Annotated in this window: 19 protein-coding genes; 16 read left to right on the plus strand and 3 right to left on the minus strand. The window is 51.5% G+C overall.

Annotated features, from left to right (window positions below):
* Nucleotides 1-36 precede the first annotated feature (36 nt).
* Together OGX84_RS06155 and OGX84_RS06160 are read right to left on the minus strand one after the other, a co-directional pair.
* Nucleotides 37-1,554 (minus strand): UxaA family hydrolase, encoded by a 1,518-nt coding sequence (locus OGX84_RS06155; protein WP_172958463.1) that lies wholly within the window; start codon nt 1,552-1,554, stop codon nt 37-39.
* A 21-nt stretch (nt 1,555-1,575) separates the two neighbouring features.
* Entirely contained in the window at nt 1,576-2,475 is a 900-nt protein-coding gene (locus tag OGX84_RS06160) for a dihydrodipicolinate synthase family protein (RefSeq protein ID WP_024131072.1), read from the minus strand.
* Nucleotides 2,476-2,718: 243 nt separating this feature from the next.
* Between OGX84_RS06160 and OGX84_RS06165 the strand changes: the two genes are divergently transcribed.
* From OGX84_RS06165 to nepI, 3 genes are all read left to right on the plus strand, one after another.
* Complete coding sequence (locus tag OGX84_RS06165; RefSeq protein ID WP_012135815.1) at nt 2,719-3,474, plus strand: IclR family transcriptional regulator; 756 nt, start codon at nt 2,719-2,721, stop codon at nt 3,472-3,474.
* Between the two features lie 11 nt (nt 3,475-3,485).
* Entirely contained in the window at nt 3,486-3,938 is a 453-nt protein-coding gene (locus tag OGX84_RS06170) for a DUF1198 domain-containing protein (protein WP_012135814.1), read from the plus strand.
* 152 nt (nt 3,939-4,090) lie between these two features.
* Entirely contained in the window at nt 4,091-5,284 is a 1,194-nt protein-coding gene (nepI, locus tag OGX84_RS06175) for a purine ribonucleoside efflux pump NepI (RefSeq protein WP_024131071.1), read from the plus strand.
* Between the two features lie 39 nt (nt 5,285-5,323).
* Here the strand turns inward: nepI and OGX84_RS06180 are convergent, their stop codons facing one another.
* Nucleotides 5,324-5,617 (minus strand): YicS family protein, encoded by a 294-nt coding sequence (locus OGX84_RS06180; protein ID WP_024131070.1) that lies wholly within the window; start codon nt 5,615-5,617, stop codon nt 5,324-5,326.
* A gap of 188 nt (nt 5,618-5,805) precedes the next feature.
* Between OGX84_RS06180 and dagR the strand changes: the two genes are divergently transcribed.
* From dagR to OGX84_RS06245, 13 genes are all read left to right on the plus strand, one after another.
* On the plus strand, nt 5,806-8,604 hold the full coding sequence (gene dagR, locus OGX84_RS06185; RefSeq protein WP_071259145.1) for a transcriptional regulator DagR: 2,799 nt from the start codon (nt 5,806-5,808) through the stop codon (nt 8,602-8,604).
* 226 nt (nt 8,605-8,830) lie between these two features.
* Nucleotides 8,831-9,256 (plus strand): PTS sugar transporter subunit IIA, encoded by a 426-nt coding sequence (locus tag OGX84_RS06190; protein WP_024131069.1) that lies wholly within the window; start codon nt 8,831-8,833, stop codon nt 9,254-9,256.
* Between the two features lie 11 nt (nt 9,257-9,267).
* Nucleotides 9,268-9,753 carry a PTS sugar transporter subunit IIB gene (locus tag OGX84_RS06195; protein WP_042323421.1) on the plus strand — a complete coding sequence of 162 codons (486 nt, stop codon included), beginning with the start codon at nt 9,268-9,270 and terminating at the stop codon, nt 9,751-9,753.
* 23 nt (nt 9,754-9,776) lie between these two features.
* The gene (locus tag OGX84_RS06200; protein WP_012135807.1) at nt 9,777-10,526 is read left to right on the plus strand and encodes a PTS mannose/fructose/sorbose/N-acetylgalactosamine transporter subunit IIC; all 750 of its coding nucleotides are present in this window, start codon (nt 9,777-9,779) and stop codon (nt 10,524-10,526) included.
* The gene (locus OGX84_RS06205; RefSeq protein WP_181574527.1) at nt 10,523-11,383 is read left to right on the plus strand and encodes a PTS system mannose/fructose/sorbose family transporter subunit IID; all 861 of its coding nucleotides are present in this window, start codon (nt 10,523-10,525) and stop codon (nt 11,381-11,383) included. Before OGX84_RS06200 ends, OGX84_RS06205 begins: the two co-directional genes overlap by 4 nt.
* Nucleotides 11,384-11,386: 3 nt before the next feature.
* On the plus strand, nt 11,387-12,496 hold the full coding sequence (gene dgaE / locus OGX84_RS06210) for a D-glucosaminate-6-phosphate ammonia lyase (RefSeq protein ID WP_112001391.1): 1,110 nt from the start codon (nt 11,387-11,389) through the stop codon (nt 12,494-12,496).
* Entirely contained in the window at nt 12,483-13,226 is a 744-nt protein-coding gene (gene dagF / locus OGX84_RS06215) for a 2-dehydro-3-deoxy-phosphogluconate aldolase (RefSeq protein WP_112001392.1), read from the plus strand. The genes dgaE and dagF overlap by 14 nt, the downstream gene beginning before the upstream one ends.
* Before the next feature lie 159 nt (nt 13,227-13,385).
* Nucleotides 13,386-14,204 (plus strand): lipoprotein NlpA, encoded by an 819-nt coding sequence (nlpA, locus tag OGX84_RS06220; RefSeq protein ID WP_024131067.1) that lies wholly within the window; start codon nt 13,386-13,388, stop codon nt 14,202-14,204.
* 901 nt (nt 14,205-15,105) lie between these two features.
* A complete protein-coding gene (locus tag OGX84_RS06225; RefSeq protein ID WP_112001393.1) occupies nt 15,106-15,663 on the plus strand; it encodes a fimbrial protein in 558 nt (185 codons plus the stop codon).
* Between the two features lie 52 nt (nt 15,664-15,715).
* Nucleotides 15,716-16,450: a fimbria/pilus periplasmic chaperone gene (locus OGX84_RS06230; RefSeq protein ID WP_286457572.1), complete on the plus strand. Its 735-nt coding sequence runs from the start codon at nt 15,716-15,718 to the stop codon at nt 16,448-16,450.
* A 106-nt stretch (nt 16,451-16,556) separates the two neighbouring features.
* Nucleotides 16,557-18,977 carry a fimbria/pilus outer membrane usher protein gene (locus tag OGX84_RS06235; RefSeq protein ID WP_286457575.1) on the plus strand — a complete coding sequence of 807 codons (2,421 nt, stop codon included), beginning with the start codon at nt 16,557-16,559 and terminating at the stop codon, nt 18,975-18,977.
* A gap of 14 nt (nt 18,978-18,991) precedes the next feature.
* A complete protein-coding gene (locus tag OGX84_RS06240; protein WP_049008083.1) occupies nt 18,992-20,077 on the plus strand; it encodes a fimbrial protein in 1,086 nt (361 codons plus the stop codon).
* Between the two features lie 10 nt (nt 20,078-20,087).
* Nucleotides 20,088-20,819 (plus strand): fimbrial biogenesis chaperone, encoded by a 732-nt coding sequence (locus OGX84_RS06245; RefSeq protein ID WP_012135797.1) that lies wholly within the window; start codon nt 20,088-20,090, stop codon nt 20,817-20,819.
* Nucleotides 20,820-20,834: the final 15 nt, after the last annotated feature.

Raw genomic sequence — 20,834 nt, forward strand, 5'->3', positions numbered from 1 at the left:
GCATGGCGGTACGAGGTATTGTTATATTGTGGAGCGTTACATTATGGAGCCAATTGTCCAGGGGACAAATTCCTGACTACCATAGCCAAATTCTTCACTTTTTGTTTTTTTGCCGGATGCCATATCAAGGATCATTTGATAAATACGTTCACCGACTTCTGCGATCGTCTCTTCACCTTCGACAATGGTGCCGCAGTTAATGTCCATATCTTCCTGTTGGCGCAGCCAGAGCGCGTTGTTGGTAGCCAGTTTCAGGCTGGGCGTTGGTTTGGATCCAAATGCCGAACCCCGGCCAGTGGTGAAGCAAAGCAGATTCGCGCCGCCTGCGATTTGCCCGGTAACGGCAATAGGGTCATAGCCGGGGGTATCCATAAAGACGAACCCTTTTGCTGTAACTGGTTCTGCGTATTCATAAACCTCTGTCAGATTAGTGGTTCCGGCTTTGGCAATACCGCCGAGGGATTTCTCCAGAATCGTGGTAAGTCCGCCAACCTTATTACCTGCTGAAGGGTTGTTATTCATTTCGCTTCCGCTGCGACGACAGTAGTCTTCCCACCAGTGAATCCGCGCAATCAGTTTTTCGCCAACCTCGCGCGAGACAGCGCGGCGGGTCAATAAATGTTCTGCGCCATAAATTTCTGATGTTTCAGACAGAATGGCCGTGCCACCCTGCTGTACCAGCTTATCCACCGCATAGCCGAGCGCTGGATTGGCGGAAATACCGGAATAGCTGTCAGAGCCACCGCATTCCAGCGCCAGAATAATTTCCGAGGCGGGAATGGGTTCGCGGATGACCTGGTTCGCGAGGGGAAGCATTTGATTTACCAGATCAATCCCTTTCTGAATGGCATGCCGTGTTCCGCCAACGTCCTGGATAGTATAGCTGTGCATCATTGGACCATCTTCCAACCCATGGGCATTCATCATGTCTTTGATTTGGCTGGACTCACAACCCAGCCCAATAATAATGACACCAGCAAAGTTGGCGTGTGTGGCGTAACCTGCCATCGTGCGCCGCATGACCGCCATGGACTCACTTTTAGAGCCAATCGCGCAACCAAAACTTTGTGGAAGCGACACCACGCCATCGACATTTGGGTAATCGGCCAGACCGTGTAGACGAAAATGATCCTCAATCGCTCTGACGACCGTCGCGCTACAGTTAACCGAACTTAAAATGCCAATATAGTTACGCGTGGCGGCACGCCCGTCAGCGCGACGAATTCCCTGAAATATATCCTGATGTTCGGCGGGTGTGGGGGAATGCCGATCCACGCCCCAGGCGTAATCACGCTCAAAATCGCCCATGCCCAGGTTGTGCATATGTATATGCTCGCCGGCTTGAATAGGTTGGGTAGCGAAACCGATAATCTGCCCATACCGTTTCACTGCCTCCCCGATGTTTAGTGAGCGTAGGGCAATTTTATGTCCTGCGGGAATGTCGCTGATAACTGTAATTTGTTCTTCTTCAAGCCAGGTGCCAGCGGGAACACACTGTCTTGCGATAACCACATCATCTTTTGGATTGAGTTTTAGTACAGGGTTGATGTTCATTATCATTGCTCTCATGCTGATTTACAGAGTAATACGGGCCAGAATATTTCGAACAAGGGCTGTTTTTTCCTCATTGAGTGGTAAGGCTGGTGGAACTACGGCAGTTGAAATATCCACTCCAGTTAATTTGATAGCTGTCTTGATGACGCCAAAAAAAGGCTGTTCTAATGCATACAGAGGAGAAAGCGTTGCCAGTTGCTGCTGTAGTGCTTTAGCCGTAGTGAGGTCTTCACGAATAAATGCCTGATATATGCCTCTGGTAATGTGTGGGGCAAAGTTAAATGTTGCAGGGATTCCACCGTGACCGCCCAACAATAGCGTATCAAGCAAATATTCGTCATAACCGCTAAAGACAATAAACTCCGGGCGGAATGGGTGGACGCGATTAATAATTTCCCGGGTGTGGCTGATGTTATCAATGGTGTCTTTAATTCCTACAATATTAGGCACTTCACGGGCGAGTCGGGTGATCACGTCCAGACCGATATCCTGGCCAGTTAACTCAGGGAAGTTATACAAAAAGACAGGTATACTGAGTGCTTCGGCAATGCGTTTGTAATGCGTAAAACGCGCGTCATCACTGAGTTTCGCATAGTAAGGATTCACCACCAGTACGCCCGTAGCGCCTGCGTTTTGTGCGTGTTCACCTAACTGGATGGTTTCTGCGGTGCTGGCGCAGGCAATACCAATTAACACTGGTACTCTTCCTGCAACATATTGCAGACTGAATTCGGCGATCTGTTTTCTCTGCTCAGTGGAAAAATGTGAAAACTCGCCGCCGCTGCCCAGAATCAGCATTCCGTCAGCCCTGTTGTTAATGACATGGTCAATCATGGTGGCCATTCCGGCGCGATCTAATTCGCCATGATTGTCAACAATGGTTGGGACTGGCGGAAAGATACCTTTAAATACGTTCGACATTGCTACCTCTTGTTCAGTATATGGAACTAATGTTCTGTATATTGAAATTAGTACAGCAAATATCCAAATCATTCGTCAATGATTTTTGCAGAACAAATGAACAATTGTGATAGCGATCTGATTTAGGTGGTTAACATTTCAGGAATTGCCTGTGCTTCCTCTATGCGCAAAAAAGCCGCATTCCTGAGGAAAGTGATTGCGGTATACTGAGAGGAGTCTATGAATAGAAAAGATTAATTTCGTATGAGCCAGGATATTACGACCTCTGTTCCCGCACTGGATAAGACGGTAAAAATCTGTAATTACCTCTTCAATACACCAGGGGCGACGTTCAGCCAGATCCAACAAGATTTAGCATTACCTAAAAGCAGCACGTCATCATTGTTAAACGCATTGGTCGAACATCACCTTTTGCGTCTGGAAAAGGGGCGCTTTTTCCTGGGCCTGAAATTGTACGAATGGGGTAATCGTTCGCTGGAGCAATTTGATATCCGCAACGTTGCTCTGCCTGTTCTGGAGAAATTGCGTGAGCAAACTGATCTGACCTGCCATCTGGGTATCCTGGATGAAGTCGCGCCCATTTACCTGATGAAGCTTGAGAACACTCAGCCAATCGGTATTCGTACCTGGGTCGGTAAAAAGCTGCCGATGCACAGTTCCGGCGTGGGGAAAGCGCTTTGTGCTTGGTTACCGCAGGACAAAATGGACGAACTTTTGCCGGATGAGCAGTTACCGCAATACACTGAGACCACCATCACCAGTAAGAAAGCCTTGCTAAAGGAGTTTGCCAGAATCCGTGAGCAAGGATGGGTCTTTGATAACGCGGAAGATTCCCCAGGTATTTATTGTATCGCTGCGCCGGTGTTTAATCGTAATCATGAGGTGATTGCTGCGATCAGTATCAGCGGTGTTGAATTGCAAATGCCAAAAGAGTGCATTCCACAATATTCGCAGTGGGTTCGTGAAGCCTGTCAGGCGCTTTCTGCAAAGTTGGTTTAACAGGGCAGGTTATGATTTGGATCATGCTGGCCACGCTGGTCGTGGTGTTTATTGTTGGCTTCAGGGTGCTCACCTCGGGGGCCCGGCGTGCGATTCGTCGGTTAAGCGAGCGTCTGGGCATCAGCGTGGTGCCGGTGGAATCAATGATCGACCAGATGGGCAAAGCGCCTGGAGAGGCGTTTTTACAGTACCTGCATCGTCCTGATGAATCACATCTGCAAAATGCCGCCCAGATATTGCTGATCTGGCAGATCGTGATTGTGGATGGCAGCGATCAGAACCTGCAACAGTGGTATCGTCAGCTGCAAAAAACGCGTCTGGCCGCGCCAATTACTGACGCGCAGGTACGCCTGGCGCTGGGGTTTCTGCGCGAAATAGAACCGGATATGCAAGAGATTAACGCCTTCCAGATACGCTACAACGCCCTTTTTCAACCTGAAGATGGCGTGCACTGGTTGCATTGAGGTCGTCCATTCCCGCAGGCACGATGAATCTGTAGGCCGGATAAGCGTCAGCGCCATCCGGCTATTAATATAGTTGCTAAAACGTTAAATGCGTCACACTTTAGATGTTACACTGCACGGCTTTTCTGGCAGAGAAAGACGCAGGTAACGAAATGAGTGCAAGAATCGAAGAACAATCCCATGCTGAGACGATTATCCGGCCAAACTGGTCGGCTGTTTTCGCTGTGGCGTTCTGTGTTGCCTGCCTGATCACCGTTGAGTTTTTGCCCGTCAGCCTGCTGACGCCGATGGCGCAGGACCTCGGAATCTCTGAAGGCGTCGCCGGGCAGTCGGTAACGGTAACGGCGTTTGTCGCCATGTTTGCCAGCCTGTTTATCACCCAAATTATTCAGGCGACCGATCGTCGCTATGTGGTGATCCTGTTTGCCGTTTTATTAACGCTTTCCTGTTTGCTGGTCTCGTTTGCAACTTCCTTCACGCTGCTGTTGGCCGGGCGTGCCTGCCTGGGGCTGGCGCTGGGGGGATTCTGGGCGATGTCGGCTTCGTTGACGATGCGTCTGGTGCCGCCGCGTACCGTGCCTAAAGCGTTGTCGGTTATTTTTGGCGCGGTCTCCATCGCGCTGGTGATCGCCGCGCCGCTGGGCAGTTTTTTAGGTGGGATTATTGGCTGGCGTCATGTTTTTAACGCAGCGGCGGTGATGGGCGTACTGTGTGTTATTTGGGTAGTGAAATCGTTACCTTCGCTGCCTGGCGAACCGTCTCACCAAAAACAAAATATCTTCAGTCTGTTGCAACGTCCCGGCGTAATGGCGGGGATGATCGCCATCTTTATGTCCTTTGCCGGACAGTTCGCGTTCTTTACCTACATCCGCCCGGTGTATATGAATCTGGCGGGTTTTGATGTCGATGGCCTGACGCTGGTGCTGCTGAGCTTTGGCATCGCCAGTTTTGTGGGAACGTCGCTCTCCTCTTTTATTCTTAAACGCTCGGTCAAACTGGCGCTGGCAGGCGCGCCGTTGGTTCTGGCCGTCAGCGCGCTGGTGCTGACGTTGTGGGGAAGCGAAAAAGTGGTGGCGGCAGGGATCGCGATTGTCTGGGGGCTGTCGTTTGCGCTGGTGCCGGTAGGGTGGTCAACGTGGATCACCCGTACGCTTGCCGATCAGGCGGAAAAAGCCGGGTCCGTTCAGGTTGCGGTGATCCAGCTTGCCAATACCTGCGGTGCGGCTGTTGGCGGCTATGCGCTTGATAACCTTGGTCTGCTGTCGCCGCTGGCGCTCTCCGGCAGCCTGATGTTGCTGACGGCGCTGCTGGTGACGGTAAAAGTTCGCATACAAACGACGCGATAATACATCAAAAGGGGTGACGATTCGGTCACCCATGACGTTTTACATATCCGGGCATTCGACTTTGCCGAGCGCTTCCCAGTAGTTATTCTGGTTGTTCCTTTCTATCGCCACGATGGCTTCGCGGATGTGCTGTTGATTACTCTCATTCGACATGATCATTTTCTCCCATGCCTCATCCGACAGCGATGCCTGCGGCGTACACATTTTGCGTAGCTCTTTCAGGACGGTGCTTTTTTCGTTAGCGGTCTGAAGCGAGCTATAAGGCGAGTTAGCCAACGCAATGCCTGGCAGCGCGAGAAGGGCGGTAAAGAGCAGCAGAGCGGTTTGTTTCATCGTCATCATCCAGTATTCAAAGTTTAAGCATAAGTATAGACAGAACACGACTCTCTCAGCGGTCCGCATTACTTCGCAAAACCGTCTCGTCTGTAAGTTGTAGGCGGATTCTCCCCGCTCTCTCACTTTCTTGCGCAGCAGAATAGTGTATGTTCTGAACAATCATTTATTTCTTAAGCGGTAAAGAGATGAGACGGATTGAGGTAATACTGGGGGAACTCGAACGGCTGACGCGCGGGCTGAATCTTGCCGATCTGGCGCAGGAGACGGCATTTACGGCGGAAGCCATTGGCTTTAACCTCGGGCTGGCGCGCAACTCGGTCAGTAAAGATCTCAATCAACTCTGCAATGATGGTCTGGCGATCAAAAGCCGGGGCCGCCCGGTGTTTTTCCTGCACCGTCAGGCGCTGGAAACGCTGCTGGGGCGTAAGCTGGATGACGCCGAACGTGAAGTACGTACGATTGCCGATCTGTTGCCGCGTCAGGAAGGGCACACAATCGACGATCCCTTTACCGGTCTGATTGGCTACGATCGCAGCCTGCGCGATGCAGTAGAAAAAGGCCGCGCCGCAGTGCTTTACCCCCACGGGTTGCATGTGTTGCTGACCGGACCTTCCGGCGTTGGTAAAACCTTCTTTGCTGAACTGATGCACCGCTTTGCCTGCGAGCACGCCGCAGGCTCCCCGCCGCCGCTGGTCTATTTTAACTGTGCGGAATATGCCCATAACCCGGAACTGCTCTCTTCGCACTTGTTCGGTCATCGACAGGGGGCGTTTACCGGAGCGAGCGAGAATAAACCTGGCCTGGTGGAGCAGGCGGACGGCGGCTATCTGCTGCTGGATGAGGTACACCGTCTGCCATATGAAGGGCAGGAAAAGCTGTTCTCCATTCTCGATAAAGGTGAATACCGTCCGCTGGGGGCAAGCAGCAAGGCGCGTTCGATATCGGTACGCCTGATTTGCGCGACGACAGAACCGGTAAGTTCGGCGTTGTTGCGTACTTTTCAGCGGCGTATTCAGGTCTGTATCGATCTGCCGGGCATTCGCCAGCGTTCAATCGAAGAACAGGTGGAGCTGATTGTCGGCTTTCTGCAACGTGAAAGTCGCAAAATTGAGCGCACGGTGAGTATCGACAAGACGCTGCTGCTCTGGCTGCTGAATAAGCCGCTGGAAGGCAACATCGGCCAGCTCAAGAGTGATATCCAGTTCCTCTGCGCTCAGGCGTGGGCGTCGGGGATGACGGAGCATAACGATACGCTGCAACTGGATAAACGGCTGGCGGAAATGCCGTTTAACGCCACGCCGGAGCAACGTCTGCTGGTGGACACGCTGTTTGATGGCAAAGAGCGCTTGAACGTTGACGCGCGCACGTTGCCCGCCTTGAAAACGTCGCTGGCGACGGGCGCTGAGATTGAAGAGAGCGATCTTTTTTACAGCTTCCTGACCCGCGAATACGTCAATCTGCGCAACAGTAACGTGCCTCCGGCGGAAACGCTGGCGATCCTGAAAAATAAGCTCAGCTCGATTTTTGAATATGGCCTCTACAGTCGCGACAATATTGCGCATCCGCCGCGTTATGGCGACCAGATTGAGGAACGCGTGACGCTGCTTATTGGCTGCGTGGAGCAGGTGCTTACGTTTACGCTGCCGGAGAACCTGGTAAATCCGCTGCGTAAACATTTTCTGGCGCTGATTGGCTACGTTCAGCGCGGCCTGATCCCGCAGCTTTATTCTTCCAGCCTGATCCTCGATCGTTGCAAAGATGAGTACGACAACGCCACATTGTTGTGCCGAAAAATCAATGAATTGCTGCATATTCAGTGTCCGGCGACGGAAGTGGTCTGGCTGTGTCTGTTCCTCAAAGAGTGTCGTCATTATCGTCAGCGTATCGACGCCAGCCCGGACTGCGGGGTGATCCTGATTGCTCACGGCGCAACAACGGCCACAAGCATGGCGCAGTATGTGAATCGGGTGCTGGAGCGCGAGTTGTTCAGTGCTATCGATATGCCGTTTGAGCAGTCGGTGCATGACACGCTGGAAACCCTGACCCAGATGATTCAGACCCGACGTTATCAGCGGTTGATCCTGATGGTGGACATCGGCTCGCTGGTACATTTTGGCAGTACGATCAGCAAATTATTCCAGATTGACGTTCTGCTGATGCCAAATATAACCCTGACCAGCCTGCTGGAGGTGGGGCTGGATTTAAGCTATGAAACCAGCGACCTGCCGCAGCTGGCGGCGTTAATGCAGGGTAAAAGCATCCCCTGCCAGCTTTGTACGCCACAGCAGGAAAACGGCGGCAAAGTGCTGGTTATCTCCTGTATTACCGGCATGGGCACGGCGGAAAAAATCAAAAAGGTGCTGGAGGAGAGTTTTGGCGAGCTGATGTCGCAGGACACGCGGATGGTGATCCTCGATTACAACGATGTTCGCAGCCTGGAGCGCGTCCAGCAGTCGCTGCATGCCAGTGAACGACTGGCGGGTATTGTTGGCACTTTCCAGCCGGGGCTGCCGGATATTCCATTCATTTCGCTGGAGGAATTGTTCTCTGAGCAAGGGCCGGAACTGGTGTTGAGCCTGTTAACGCCGGACCTCACCAGCGCTGAACGCCGCCTGGAAATGGAACGTAGCGCAATGCGCTTTATCAGCGCGCTGACGATGGAGAGCATCATCAACCATATTTCAGTGCTTAACCCGCAGCGCATTCTGAAAGAAATGGAAGGGGTGCTTAACCATCTGACCACCGCGCTTTCGCTGAAACCAAGCCGCCAGGTGACACTGCGCTTCCTGATCCACTGCTGCTGCATGGTCGAGCGTATCGTGATTAACCGAAAACCGTTACAGATGGCGCTGGAAAACAAACCGGATCTGGATGCCCGCGCGTTTAGTGTCATCAAATCGGCTTTCCTGCCGATTGAAGAGGCTTATGCCATCCGTTTATCGGACGCGGAATATTTTTATATCTACGAATTACTCTATAGCTGATCCCTTATCTGGCGTGGCGCTGCGCCTCGCCAGACCTCTCTTCTCCCCTCGCGTGACACTAATCCTGGCACAGCCTTTGCTCTTACTCTGATGAGTTTTGCCGGATGGCGTTTGCTATTCGTAGGCCCGGTTCGTAGGCCCGGTAAGCGTAGCGCCACCGGGCAATGTGTGCCGGATGGCGCTATCGGGCATTGCCAGTCTCATGTAATCGAGCCAGGAGGCCATTTTGACTACCACTGAATCCTTGCCCCAGATCCTGCTGCTGACGCATGGCGGCTGGGGACAACAACTCTGCAACAGCCTTCGCATGGTGATGGGGGAAATTAAAGGCGTAACAGAAATTGCGCTCATGCCCGTGGATACGCTGGGCGAGTTTTATCAACGTGTCGAAGCCGTGGTGAAAACCATGCCGGAAGGCTCACTTATTCTGACCGATTTTGTTGGCGGCACGACCTCCAATGTGGCGGCACGACTGAGTGCGGATTATCCGGTGGCGGTGGTTTCCGGGCTGAACGCCTCGCTGCTGCTGGAGGCGCTGGATCGGCGCGAACACGGCCCGCTTACCGCCTGCGTGAGCGGTCTGGTGGAAGCCGGGCGCAGCAGTTGTCTGGATGTCGTCGCCCATGTTCGTCAATTACAACAATCACAATAAGGAAAATCATTATGGCAAACATCGTGTTATGTCGCATCGACAGCCGTCTGATTCATGGGCAGGTCGTGACGAAGTGGGTCGGACAATCCCAGGCGAACCGGATTGCCGTGGTCAGTGACGAACTGGACGCCGATCCGTTTATGAAAAACATCTACCTGATGGCCGCGCCGCCAAACATCAAAGTGGATTGCTACAGCAACCAGAGCTTTGCGGCATCGTGGAAAGAAAACCAACTCGGCGACGGCAATGTGCTGGTGTTGTTCCCGTCTCTGGCGGCCATTCAACAGGCCGTGCAGCAGGGATTTGATGTCACCACCATTCAGGTTGGGGGCTTAGGCGGCGGGCCAAACCGCAAAGCGGTTTTCCAGAACATTACGCTCGATGAAAAAGACGTTGGCATTCTTAACGACCTGAAAAGTCGTGGGATTCAGGTGTTCTTCCAGACTATCCCGGAAGATAAACCACAGTCGCTGGACGATATCCTGAAAAAATTCTAACCCTCTGATAATGGGATAACACTATGGATACTTTAGTCTTTGCAAGCCTGATGGGGTTGTATTACTGGTTTGCCCGATTACGCCTTGGCTACACCTTCTCCGCCATGCTGCTTCAGCCGGTGGTTGTCGCGGTCTTTGTGGGGCTGCTGCTCGGGAATATGCAGACGGCGATGATCATCGGGGCGGGTATGCAGCTCGTCTATCTGGGCGTGACCTCGACGCCGGGCGGGAATGTGCCGTCAGATCCGGCGCTGGCGGCCTGTATCTCGATCCCCATTGCGGTTAAAGCCGGAATGGACCCCAACCTGGCGATTGCGCTGGCGATTCCGTTTGGCGTGATCGGCGTATTCCTCGACCAGCTACGCCGTACGCTGAACGCCGCCTGGGTACATATGGCCGACAAACACGCGGAAACGGCAAACATGGCGGGCATTATGCGCTGCGCTTTCCTTTACCCGGCGTTACTCGGTCTGGCGCTGCGTTTCCCGGTAGTGTTCGCCGCCAACTATTTCGGCCAGAACGTAGTGGAAAGCTTCCTCAAGCTGATGCCGCACTGGCTGACCCACTCCTTTGAAATCATGGGCGGGATTCTCCCGGCGCTGGGCTTCGCCATCACCATTATGGTGATCGGCAAAAAGAGTCTGCTGCCGTGGTTTATCGGTGGATTCTTCGCGGTGCTGTACCTCAAGGTTGACATCATGGCGATGGCAATCTTCGGCACCTGTGTGGCCTTCCTGATTAAAGGCCTGGCGAAAAATGAAGGAGCAGCATGATGAGCAGCGACGTAATGCAACATGAACTGGTTGAGCGTGCGCGGGAAACCGGATCGCTGACCAAAGCGGACATCACCAGGGCGTGGTTTATCTACTGGCTGGGCGCGGAGGTTTCTAACTCCTATGAACGTTTACAGAGCCTGATTTTCTGCGCCTCGATGACGCCGATCATCAAAAAACTCTACCCGCAAAAAGAGGAACAGGTGGAAGCGCTGAAGCGCCATCTGAACTTCTTTAACTCAGAACAGACCTTTGGCGCGGTGATCCAGGGCATCTCCATCGCTATGGAAGAGCAGAAAACGCGTGGCGAACCGATCAGCGACGCCTCCATCACCGGGATTAAAACCGGCCTGATGGGGCCGCTGGCCGGGATGGGTGATTCCATCGTCTGGGCGGCGGTGATGCCGCTGTTGATTGCGATTTTTATTCCGTTCGCCGCCAATGGCAGCGCATTCGGGGGTATTGCGCCGCTGATTCTCTATCCGGCCATTACGCTGGCGATCAGCTACGGCCTGATTCACAAAGGCTATACGCTGGGACGTGATTCCATCGTCGGGCTGTTGCAAGGGGGGCGAATCAAGGAACTGATCTACGGCGCTAACGTGCTGGGGCTGATCATGATGGGGGCGCTGTCGGCGAGCTACGTCAAGATCACCACCCCGCTGAAAATCAGCGCCCTGAAAGGTTCTGAAGTGGTGGTTCAGCAGATCCTCGATTCGATTGCGCCTGGCCTGCTGCCGCTGGCGGCAGTATTTGCCATCTATATCTTTCTGGTGAAGAAAGGGCCGCGTTATACCACCATTCTGCTGTCGATTGTGGCGCTTAGCGTGGTCTGCTCGCTGCTGGGAGTGTTGTAAGCCATGACACAGAATATCTATCAACAGCTGGGGCTAAAGCAGGTGATTAACGCCTGCGGCAAGATGACGATTCTTGGCGTCTCCAGCGTCGCGCCGGAGGTGATGCACGCCACGGCGCGTGCGGCCTCCGCTTTTGTCGAGATCGACAAGCTGGTAGAAAAAACCGGTGAGCGGGTCTCCCGCTATACCGGCGCGGAAGACAGTTATGTCACCTCATGCGCCTCGGCGGGAATTGCGATTGCCGTTGCCGCCGCTATTACCCGTGGCGATCGGGCCCGGGTCACGCAGATGCCGGACAGTTCCGGTATGGCCAATGAAGTGGTGATGCTGCGTGGGCATAATGTGGATTACGGCGCGCCGATCACCAGCGCAATCCGTCTGGGTGGCGGGCGCGTAGTGGAAGTGGGGTCGAGCAACCTGGCCGCGCGCTGGCAACTGGAGAGTGCGATTACCGATGACACCGCTGCCCTGCTGTATGTGAAATCACATCACTGCGTGCAAAAGGGGATGTTGGGCATTGAAGACTTCGTCCAGGTGGCGCAGATCCACAACCTGCCGTTAATTGTTGATGCTGCTGCGGAGGAGGATTTGCACGTCTGGGTGGCGAGCGGCGCGGATATGGTTGTCTACAGCGGCGCGAAAGCCTTCAATGCGCCAACCTCTGGATTTATCACCGGCAAGAGAACGTGGATCGCCGCCTGCAAAGCGCAGCATCACGGCATCGCCAGAGCGATGAAGATCGGTAAGGAGAATATGGTCGGGCTGGTATATGCGCTGGAGAATTATCACCAGGGGCAGACGATAGTCACCGCCGAACAGCTTCAGCCGGTAGCCGACGCCATTTCAGCGATTCGTGGGTTGAGTGCGGATATCGAGCAGGATGAGGCCGGGCGCGCGATCTGGCGTATTCGTATTCGGGTGAATGCCCGTGAACTGGGGCGGGATGCCCGCGAAGTCGAAGCTCAGCTGCGCGGCGGCGATATCGCCATTTATGCCCGTCGCTATAACCTCCACCAGGGCGTTTTCAGCCTCGACCCGCGAACGGTCGCAGAAGGGGAAATGGCGTTAATCGTGGCGCGACTGAAGGAGATTGCCGACCATGCAGCAGATTAATTTTTATCGTAATCGTGTGGCGATTAACGTACTGGCGAAAGATATCGCCAATGCCAGGGAAATCTATGATGCTGCCGAAGGCCATGCGGCGATCGGCGTCCTCTCCGCACAGTTTGCCTCAGTGGAGGACGGTGTTCAGGAGGTAAAACGCTGGATGGCAGAGGTGCCGTGCATCTCCGTGGGGCTGGGAGCGGGCGATCCGGCGCAATACTATAAGGCGGCGATGATTGCTGCAAAGGTACACCCGGCGCACGTCAACCAGACCTTTACCGGATGTGGTTTTGCCGCTGGCGCGCTGGCGGCAACGGGCGGCGAGAAAACGCATATCAACGCGCTGGTCAGCCCGACAGGCACGCCGGGCGAGGTGCTTATCTCCACTGGCGTTTGCAGCAGCCAGGGGACGCCGGCCCGCGTTTCCTGCGATGCAGCGGTACGCATGATGCAGGATATGGGGGCGCACGCGGCGAAGTTTTTCCCGATGGGCGGCGAGACGTCGTTACCGGAGCTGTATGTGCTGGCAACCAGCGCAGCCCGCAACGGGATGACGCTGATCGAACCGACCGGCGGCATTTCCCTGGAAAATTTCGGCGTTATTTTGCAAACCTGTCTGGAGGCGGGCGTGCCGCGCGTGATGCCGCATGTTTACAGCTCGATTATCGATCCGCAAACCGGAAACACCCGGCCTGACGATATCGTCAGGTTAATGGAGATCGTGAAAGCGCTGGTTTGATGGCGTAGTTTACGTAGGCCCGGCAAGCGTTCGCGCCACCGGGCTTTTGTATATGCCTTTTTCTTCTTGCTGATGCCTTTTCGTTTTTTAAACCGCAGCGGCCTTCCCGCTATAGTCATTTCATTACCCATCAGATGGTTATTTAATAAGGATAAAAACGTGAAATTGACGATACCTCATTTACGGGCAGGGGCGGCGGTACTGTTGGCGGGCATATTGCTGGCGGGGTGCGATCAGCAAAGCAGCGATGCGAAACACATCAAAGTCGGCGTGATTAACGGCGCCGAGCAGGATGTGGCGGAAGTCGCGAAGAAAGTCGCCAAAGAGAAGTACGGTCTTGATGTGGAACTGGTAGGATTCAGCGGTTCATTGCTGCCTAACGATGCGACCAATCACGGCGAACTGGACGCCAACGTGTTCCAGCATCGACCGTTCCTCGAACAAGATAACAAAGCCCATAACTACACGCTGGTAGCGGTAGGCAACACCTTTGTTTTCCCGATGGCGGGCTACTCGAAAAAAATTAAAACGGTTGATCAACTGAAAGACGGGGCGACGATCGCCATTCCTAACGATCCGACTAACCTCGGGCGTGCGCTCCTGCTGCTGCAAAAAGAGAAGTTGATTACCCTGAAAGAGGGGAAAGGTCTGTTACCAACGGCGCTGGATATCACCGACAACCCACGTCATCTGAATATTATGGAGCTGGAAGGCGCGCAGCTGCCGCGCGTACTGGACGATGCGAAAGTGGATGTGGCGATCATTAGCACCACCTACATCCAGCAAACCGGACTTTCGCCGGTACATGACAGCGTCTTTATCGAAGATAAAAACTCGCCGTATGTGAACATACTGGTGGCGCGGGAAGACAACAAAGATGCTGAAAATGTGAAAGCGTTTTTACAGTCTTATCAGTCGCCGGAAGTTGCGAAAGCCGCAGAGACTATCTTTAACGGTGGCGCGGTGCCGGGGTGGTGATCGGTAACGCTTTAAGTTAAATGAACTTTATCGCCAGAGACTCTTTTCTGGCGATAACATGCAGCATGGTATTTCCCGCTTAACGACAATAGCGAAATTTCTCTTCTTTTTTCCCCGTTCGGAGTTTTCAACAAACTTTCCCCTTCCATTCTTTTTTGTGCTCAAAAAAGCCGATTCTAATAGTGGATTGTCCTTTTTTGTAAGGTTGTGGTAAGCAATCTTTAGATTTTTATACTGAGAAATAGTAGGTGATTAAAAGAAAAGATCGTTCCGGTAAAATTCCTGGAAATGGTATGTATTGTAACCTTGGCTTAACAATAGTTACGTTTAGAATCTAAATAGGATTATTCTTGCAAAAAATTAAAAAAATGATTTGTTTGTAATAACTCATTAATTATTAATAAATTATATAAAATACTTTAGTCGTATTGTCAGGATTATTCTCGTAATTCTAAAAGTGGTGTTTTCTGGCTAATAATGCAGCAATAAATGTGATCGTTTTGTTCCTGTTTGTTTGATATTTGGTTTTTATTGTGTTTTTTATATGTTTAAATTTCGACTGTTTTGGGTCGTGCAGTGATCTGGATCAATTTATTTGATTTATAAAATTTTATCTTTTTTTAACTGATACTGTCTTATAAAAACCTGGTTATCGATATATTTTGCATGGTGAATAGCGCAGATATTATGCGGTACTTTATTTTCCTGTAAGCATTTGGATTTGATTTCTTTTGGTTGAAAAATCCTAATATTGCGGATGAAAGTTTTGCGTATATTATGTCAATGGAACCGGAAGGTGTTATTCAGTACTCATTTTTGATAATGGGGTGAGGTTTGTTTTGCCTTAATAACACATTCAATACGTCGTTCATTTATATCAACAACACCAGGGGAATTTATTATGCGTAAATATAATTATGCGTTATCCGCGTTAGCAATGGTTATCACTTCAGCATTTACTGCTTCAGCATTTGCAGTGGATGGAACTATTACAATTAACGGACAAATTACTGATACAACTTGTACTATTTCTGTCGACGGTGGCAGTAATGATGCAACGGTAACGCTGCCAACCGTTTCGTCTACTACGCTCGGCGCAGCAGGCGCAACGGCAGGTGCTACGCCGTTCACTATCTCGCTGAGTAACTGCTCAGGAACATCTTTAAATACCGCCAGCACCTACTTCGAACCTGGCGCTTATGTTGATAGCACAACCGGTCGTCTGAACATTGATTCAGCAGCGGCAGATGCAGCGACTAACGTGCAGGTTCAATTATTAAACGCCGATCGTAACGCCATTGTTGCAGGGGCTTCAGTAGCGAATGGCCAGAATGATATCCCTGTCGATATCTCTTCTGGAAACGGTACGCTGAATTACTTTGCGCAATATTATGCTACTGGCGCATCTACTGCGGGTTCTGTAACGACTCAGGTCGATTACACCATGGTTTACGAGTAATAAAGACAGGAGTAAAGGCGGCGTCCTTTACTCCTGATTATGAGGTGATGAGATGTTAAAGATATTATCTTCCGGGCTGGTATTGTTATTTTCGGCGTTCTCACTGAATGCTATGGCTGACGTTGTGATTAACGGAACACGCATTGTATTTAATGCAAAAGACAAGGAATCAACGGTTCAGTTAAAAAACCGGGGGAATAATCCTTATCTTTTACAAATATGGATGGATGATGGTAACCCAAATGCAAAGCCTGGGGAGATCACGGTTCCGTTCCTCATTGCTCCTCCCGTTGTTCGTATTGATCCGGCGAAAGGGCAAGCTGTGCGAATCATGGCGACGAACCCGTCATTGCCGCAGGACAGGGAGTCCTTGTTTTGGTTCAATATGCTGGAAATTCCGCCAAAAGCACAGGATTCAACGTCGGGCAAAACACATATGCAACTGGCATTTCGTACCCGAATAAAATTATTCTACCGCCCGGATAATCTGCAACCAACACCATTACAGTCTTATAAAGAATTAAAAATATTCCAACAAGGGAACAACATAAAAGTAGTAAACGACTCTCCCTATTACATCACTTTCAGCAAGGTTGAGATTCGTCGAACAACAGGGTCAGCTGTATTAGCTGCTGTAGAAAACTTCCCCCAGCGTATGGTGAAGCCAAAAAGCGAAATAGTATTTCCGCTCGCTAATAAAAAATCGACGCAATTGAGCGGTGCTTCAGTTTTTTACAGTGTAATAAATGATTATGGTGGAGAAACAACAAATGAGCAAAAATTATAAAGTAGCCCATAACGTTATTTCTTGTCCTCTGAGATTAACCCGCATTGCTCAATTCGTTGTTTTATCTTTTATTTCTGTTCAGGTTGCCTTCGCTGAAAATGATGAAGTGCAATTTAATAGCGATTTTTTACGCTCAGCGATTGATGTTAGCAACTATTCTCAGGGAAACCCGGTTCCGCAGGGACAATATAATGTCGATCTGTATGTGAACGACAAATGGCGAGGGCGTGGTGAAGTTAAGTTCGAAAATGATAAAAGCAATGCCGTGGTAGCCAAACCGTGTTTTACGCTGAAGCTGATATCAACGCTGGGAATCGATATTGATAAAATTGATCCAATGCTGCGCCAGTCGTTAAAGAATAATGAAAGTTGTGTGCGTATTGGTGATATATCTTCTGATTTAACAGCTTATTACGATGTGACGACACAGCGCATCAATGTGCAGGCGCCTCAGATATGGCTGCTTCGCCAGGTTCGCGGCTATGTTAATCCTGAATTATGGGATAACGGTATTCCTGCTGCGACGTTGCAATATGATTACAACGCATGGCATGCAGAGATGTCTGGAACGGACTCTATGTCATCTCAGTATCTGAGCCTGATGGGAGGGCTCAATTGGGATGCCTGGCGCTTACGCTATCGCGGTGTTTTCAACTGGAACAACGATCAGGGTTGGCATTATGACTCAACCAGCACTTATCTTGAGCGCGGCATTATTCCGCTGCGCAGCAAACTGGTGATGGGTGATTCCACCACGGATGGCCAGGTCTTCGACAGCGTTGGTTTTCGGGGCGTAATGCTGACTTCTGACGATCGTATGTATGAGGATTCCCAGCGAGGCTATGCGCCAGTCATTAGCGGTGTTGCAAACACCAACGCACTCGTCAGCGTGAGTCAGCGCGGCGCGCGTATCTATCAAACAACGGTTCCGCCTGGCGCGTTCCGTATTGATGACCTGTACCCCAATGGCACTGGCGGCGATCTGCTGGTAACGATTAAAGAGGCAGATGGGAGTGAGCACAGCTTTACCGTGACCTATGCTTCCATCGCTGAACTGCTCCGCCCGGGAACCAGTCGCTATTCGCTGATGGCGGGGCGCTATCGGAATACCTCCGTGAATGAGAAACCACAGATTGCGATGGGGACATTCCGTCATGGTTTTACTAACTTACTGACCACTTACACCGGTGCGATGGGCGGGGAGGATTATCAATCGGTCGCAGGTGGCGTCGCGCTCAATACGCTCATTGGCGCGCTTTCTGCTGACATAACACATGCGCGAACGACGCTTGCGGATAACAGTAAGCGTGAAGGCCAGAGCATCCGCTTTTCATTTGCCAGGATTCTGCCCGTCGTTGATACCAATATCACCCTGGCGAGCTATCGTTATTCCAGCTCCGGTTATTACGATATTGACGATGCGATGTTGATGCGTGATTTAGAGCGGACAAATAAAGGGGCTTATTCCAGCAGCATTAACCGCAAGAATCGTCTGCAACTCAGCGCAACGCAGACTATTTCCGAGACGCTTGGGAGCATTAATCTCAGTGCCAGCACTCAGGATTACTGGAACAAAAGCGGGCGTGATACCGAGTATCAGTTGGGTTACACCAATGCGTTCAAGTGGTTCAATTTTAACCTCAACGCCAGCCGTACCCGCGATTTAGTGAAAGACAAATGGGATAACAAAATCGCGATAGGGATTTCCCTGCCGTTAGGGAACAGCGCGCGCTCGGCTTATCTCAGTACCACCTATGTTCAGGAAAGCGGGCATCGGGGGCTGCAAAACTCAATCGCCGGCACCTCCGGGGAGAACCGTCAGTATAACTGGGGCGCGTTCGTCAATCAGGATGACTACGACCATAGCAGCAATAAAACCACGGGCGGCGTCAGTGGTAACTGGACTTCGCCGTGGACCAGCATGGGCGGCAGTTTCTCAGCAGGCCAGGGCTACCAGCAATACGGCATGAACCTCTCTGGCGGTGTTGTCGCCTGGCAAAATGGCGTTGTGCTGACGCCGATCATGGGGGACACCATGGCGGTCATTGAAGCGGAACATGCGGGAGGCGCAAAGGTGGCAAACAACAGCAGCCTTAGCCTTAACCGCAATGGTAATGCCGCAGTGCCTTACCTCTCACCCTATCGCCAGAACACGATTGAGCTCGACCCTCGGGGGCTATCGAATGATATCTCCCTGGACGTCACCAGCCAGAACAGCGTCCCTACCGCAGGTGCCGTGGTGTTGATGAAATACGCCACGGATACAGGGTATTCCGTGCTTTTCACTCTCCGCCATGCCGGTGATGTGCTGCCTTTTGGCGCCGATGTGGTCGATGAGAGCGGCAATACTGTCGGTTACATCGCCCAGGGTGGGCAAAGTTTTGCGCGCGTTAAGAATCTGGCGGGCAAATTGCGCGTGAAATGGGGAAGTGGATCGGGTCAGGAGTGCCAGTTCAGTTACCGCTTATCAGAGCAGAAAAGCGCAGATGTCGCCGACTTACGTCGGGCTGATGCGGTATGCCAGTAATTAAGGAGTGAAAGATGAAAACTATCGTAACGGGCATTGCCCTCTCTTTTCTGGCACTGGCGGCGATGTGCGGCGTGGCGCGAGCGGACGGGACGTGGGTGAACTGTGAGCGTACCAATGGCTACTACCAGTACTTTGACTCTACGACCGTACAGGTGGGTAAAGATGCTGCCGTCGGTGATTTGCTGGGGACCTGGGCGACCTCTTACAACCCGACGGCATGGACCTGCTCTCATCGTACCAATTATCAAAGCTACGCCATCCCGATGGCGGTACAGGGGTATCCCCCCTACACCGTTTGGGGAACTACCCAGGTCGATGGGCAAACGTATACTGTCTATAACACGACGGTAAAAACCGGGTTGGGGTATATCGCTCGCTGGCGCTATACGGTAAAAGGGCAAACCAGCGACTGGTATCCTCTTACTATTGCGACCGGAGGGCAGCAGACGCCTTCGCAGTTATTTACGGTGACAGGCGATGGAAGTTCATGGAATCTCGGCGTGGATGTCCAAATCCGTTTTGTAAAAACCTCGACATCGTTAACCGCAGGCAGCACTTCCGTCTTTGACCCGATGTATATGCGACACTACCAGACATACGGGGGCAGTACGTCTGTTGGCAGCGGCACCTATATGATCGCTGATTTTCTGGCGGGAGGGCTGATCATATCCACCACCGGGGGAACCTGTACGACGTCGGATGTTACGGTTAATTTACCGGCTGTTAGCCGAACTGATTTTAGTGGCATAGGTTATACCGCTGCGCGTACTGATTTTAATCTGAACTTTACAAAATGCCCGGCAGGGTTATCGAGCATCAGCTATTTGTTTACGCCGACCACGGCCATTATTGATAACGCCAACGGTGTTTTTGCGCTGGCGAGCACCTCAACGGCGAGTGGCGTGGGTATCCAGTTGTTGGACGATCAGAATATCCCTCTGTCGTTTAATACGGCATATCTCCTGACGGATTATGATCCGGCTCAGGACAATGCGAATTATACCGTGCCACTACGTGCCGGTTTATATCAGACTGCGGCAAATGTCTCTTCTGGCGATGTCAGAGGTGCAGTGACATTCACCCTTGTCTATAAATAGAGGAGGGGGCATGGCGAAACGGCTAAAATATGTTCTGAACCACTTCCTGATTTTACTTTTATTGCCGTCATCGGCTATGTCGGCAACGTATATTAATTACACGCGAGTGATAATTAATGAAAAGGCGCGCGAAACATCATTTACTATTTACAATGAAGGGCTGAAACCCGTTTTATTGCAGTTGTGGACTGAAAAAGACAATATTTTTGATCGTCCCGAGGAGATTAAAACACCGTTTATCATTTTACCTCCGATTTTTCGGCTTGAAGGAAAAACATCCCGGGCGGTGCGGGTGCAGTTTACTGGCGACCAGCATACATTACCTGCTGACAGAGAATCTTTATTCTGGCTGAACACGCTGGAAGTCCCTCCTGTGGCTGATAGTAAAGCGGAGAAGGGCGCGCTACAGGTCGCTTTTCGTACTCGGGTGAAGTTATTCTGGCGGCCCACTGCACTGGCAGCAATCACCCTTGAGGAAAGTATAAAAGAATTACACATCTCTTTATCTGATTGTGGAGGAAAACGCTGCCTGTTAGTAAAGAATAACTCACCTTTGTACGTAACATTAATGGATCTTACGTTGAATGACGGTACAGAAATAAAGCAATTACCTGATGATGGTCTTTGGGCACCATTGTCAACTAAAACGGTTGTTTTACCCAAAAACACAAAAGGGGAGGGCACAGTCAAAACACTCTCATGGATTGATGATTATGGCGTGGTCAATACCTATAACTACTAATGCGAAGGATAACGT

The organism is Citrobacter sp. CK202 (assembly GCF_030333225.1).
Classification (GTDB): Bacteria; Pseudomonadota; Gammaproteobacteria; order Enterobacterales; family Enterobacteriaceae; genus Citrobacter_B; species Citrobacter_B koseri.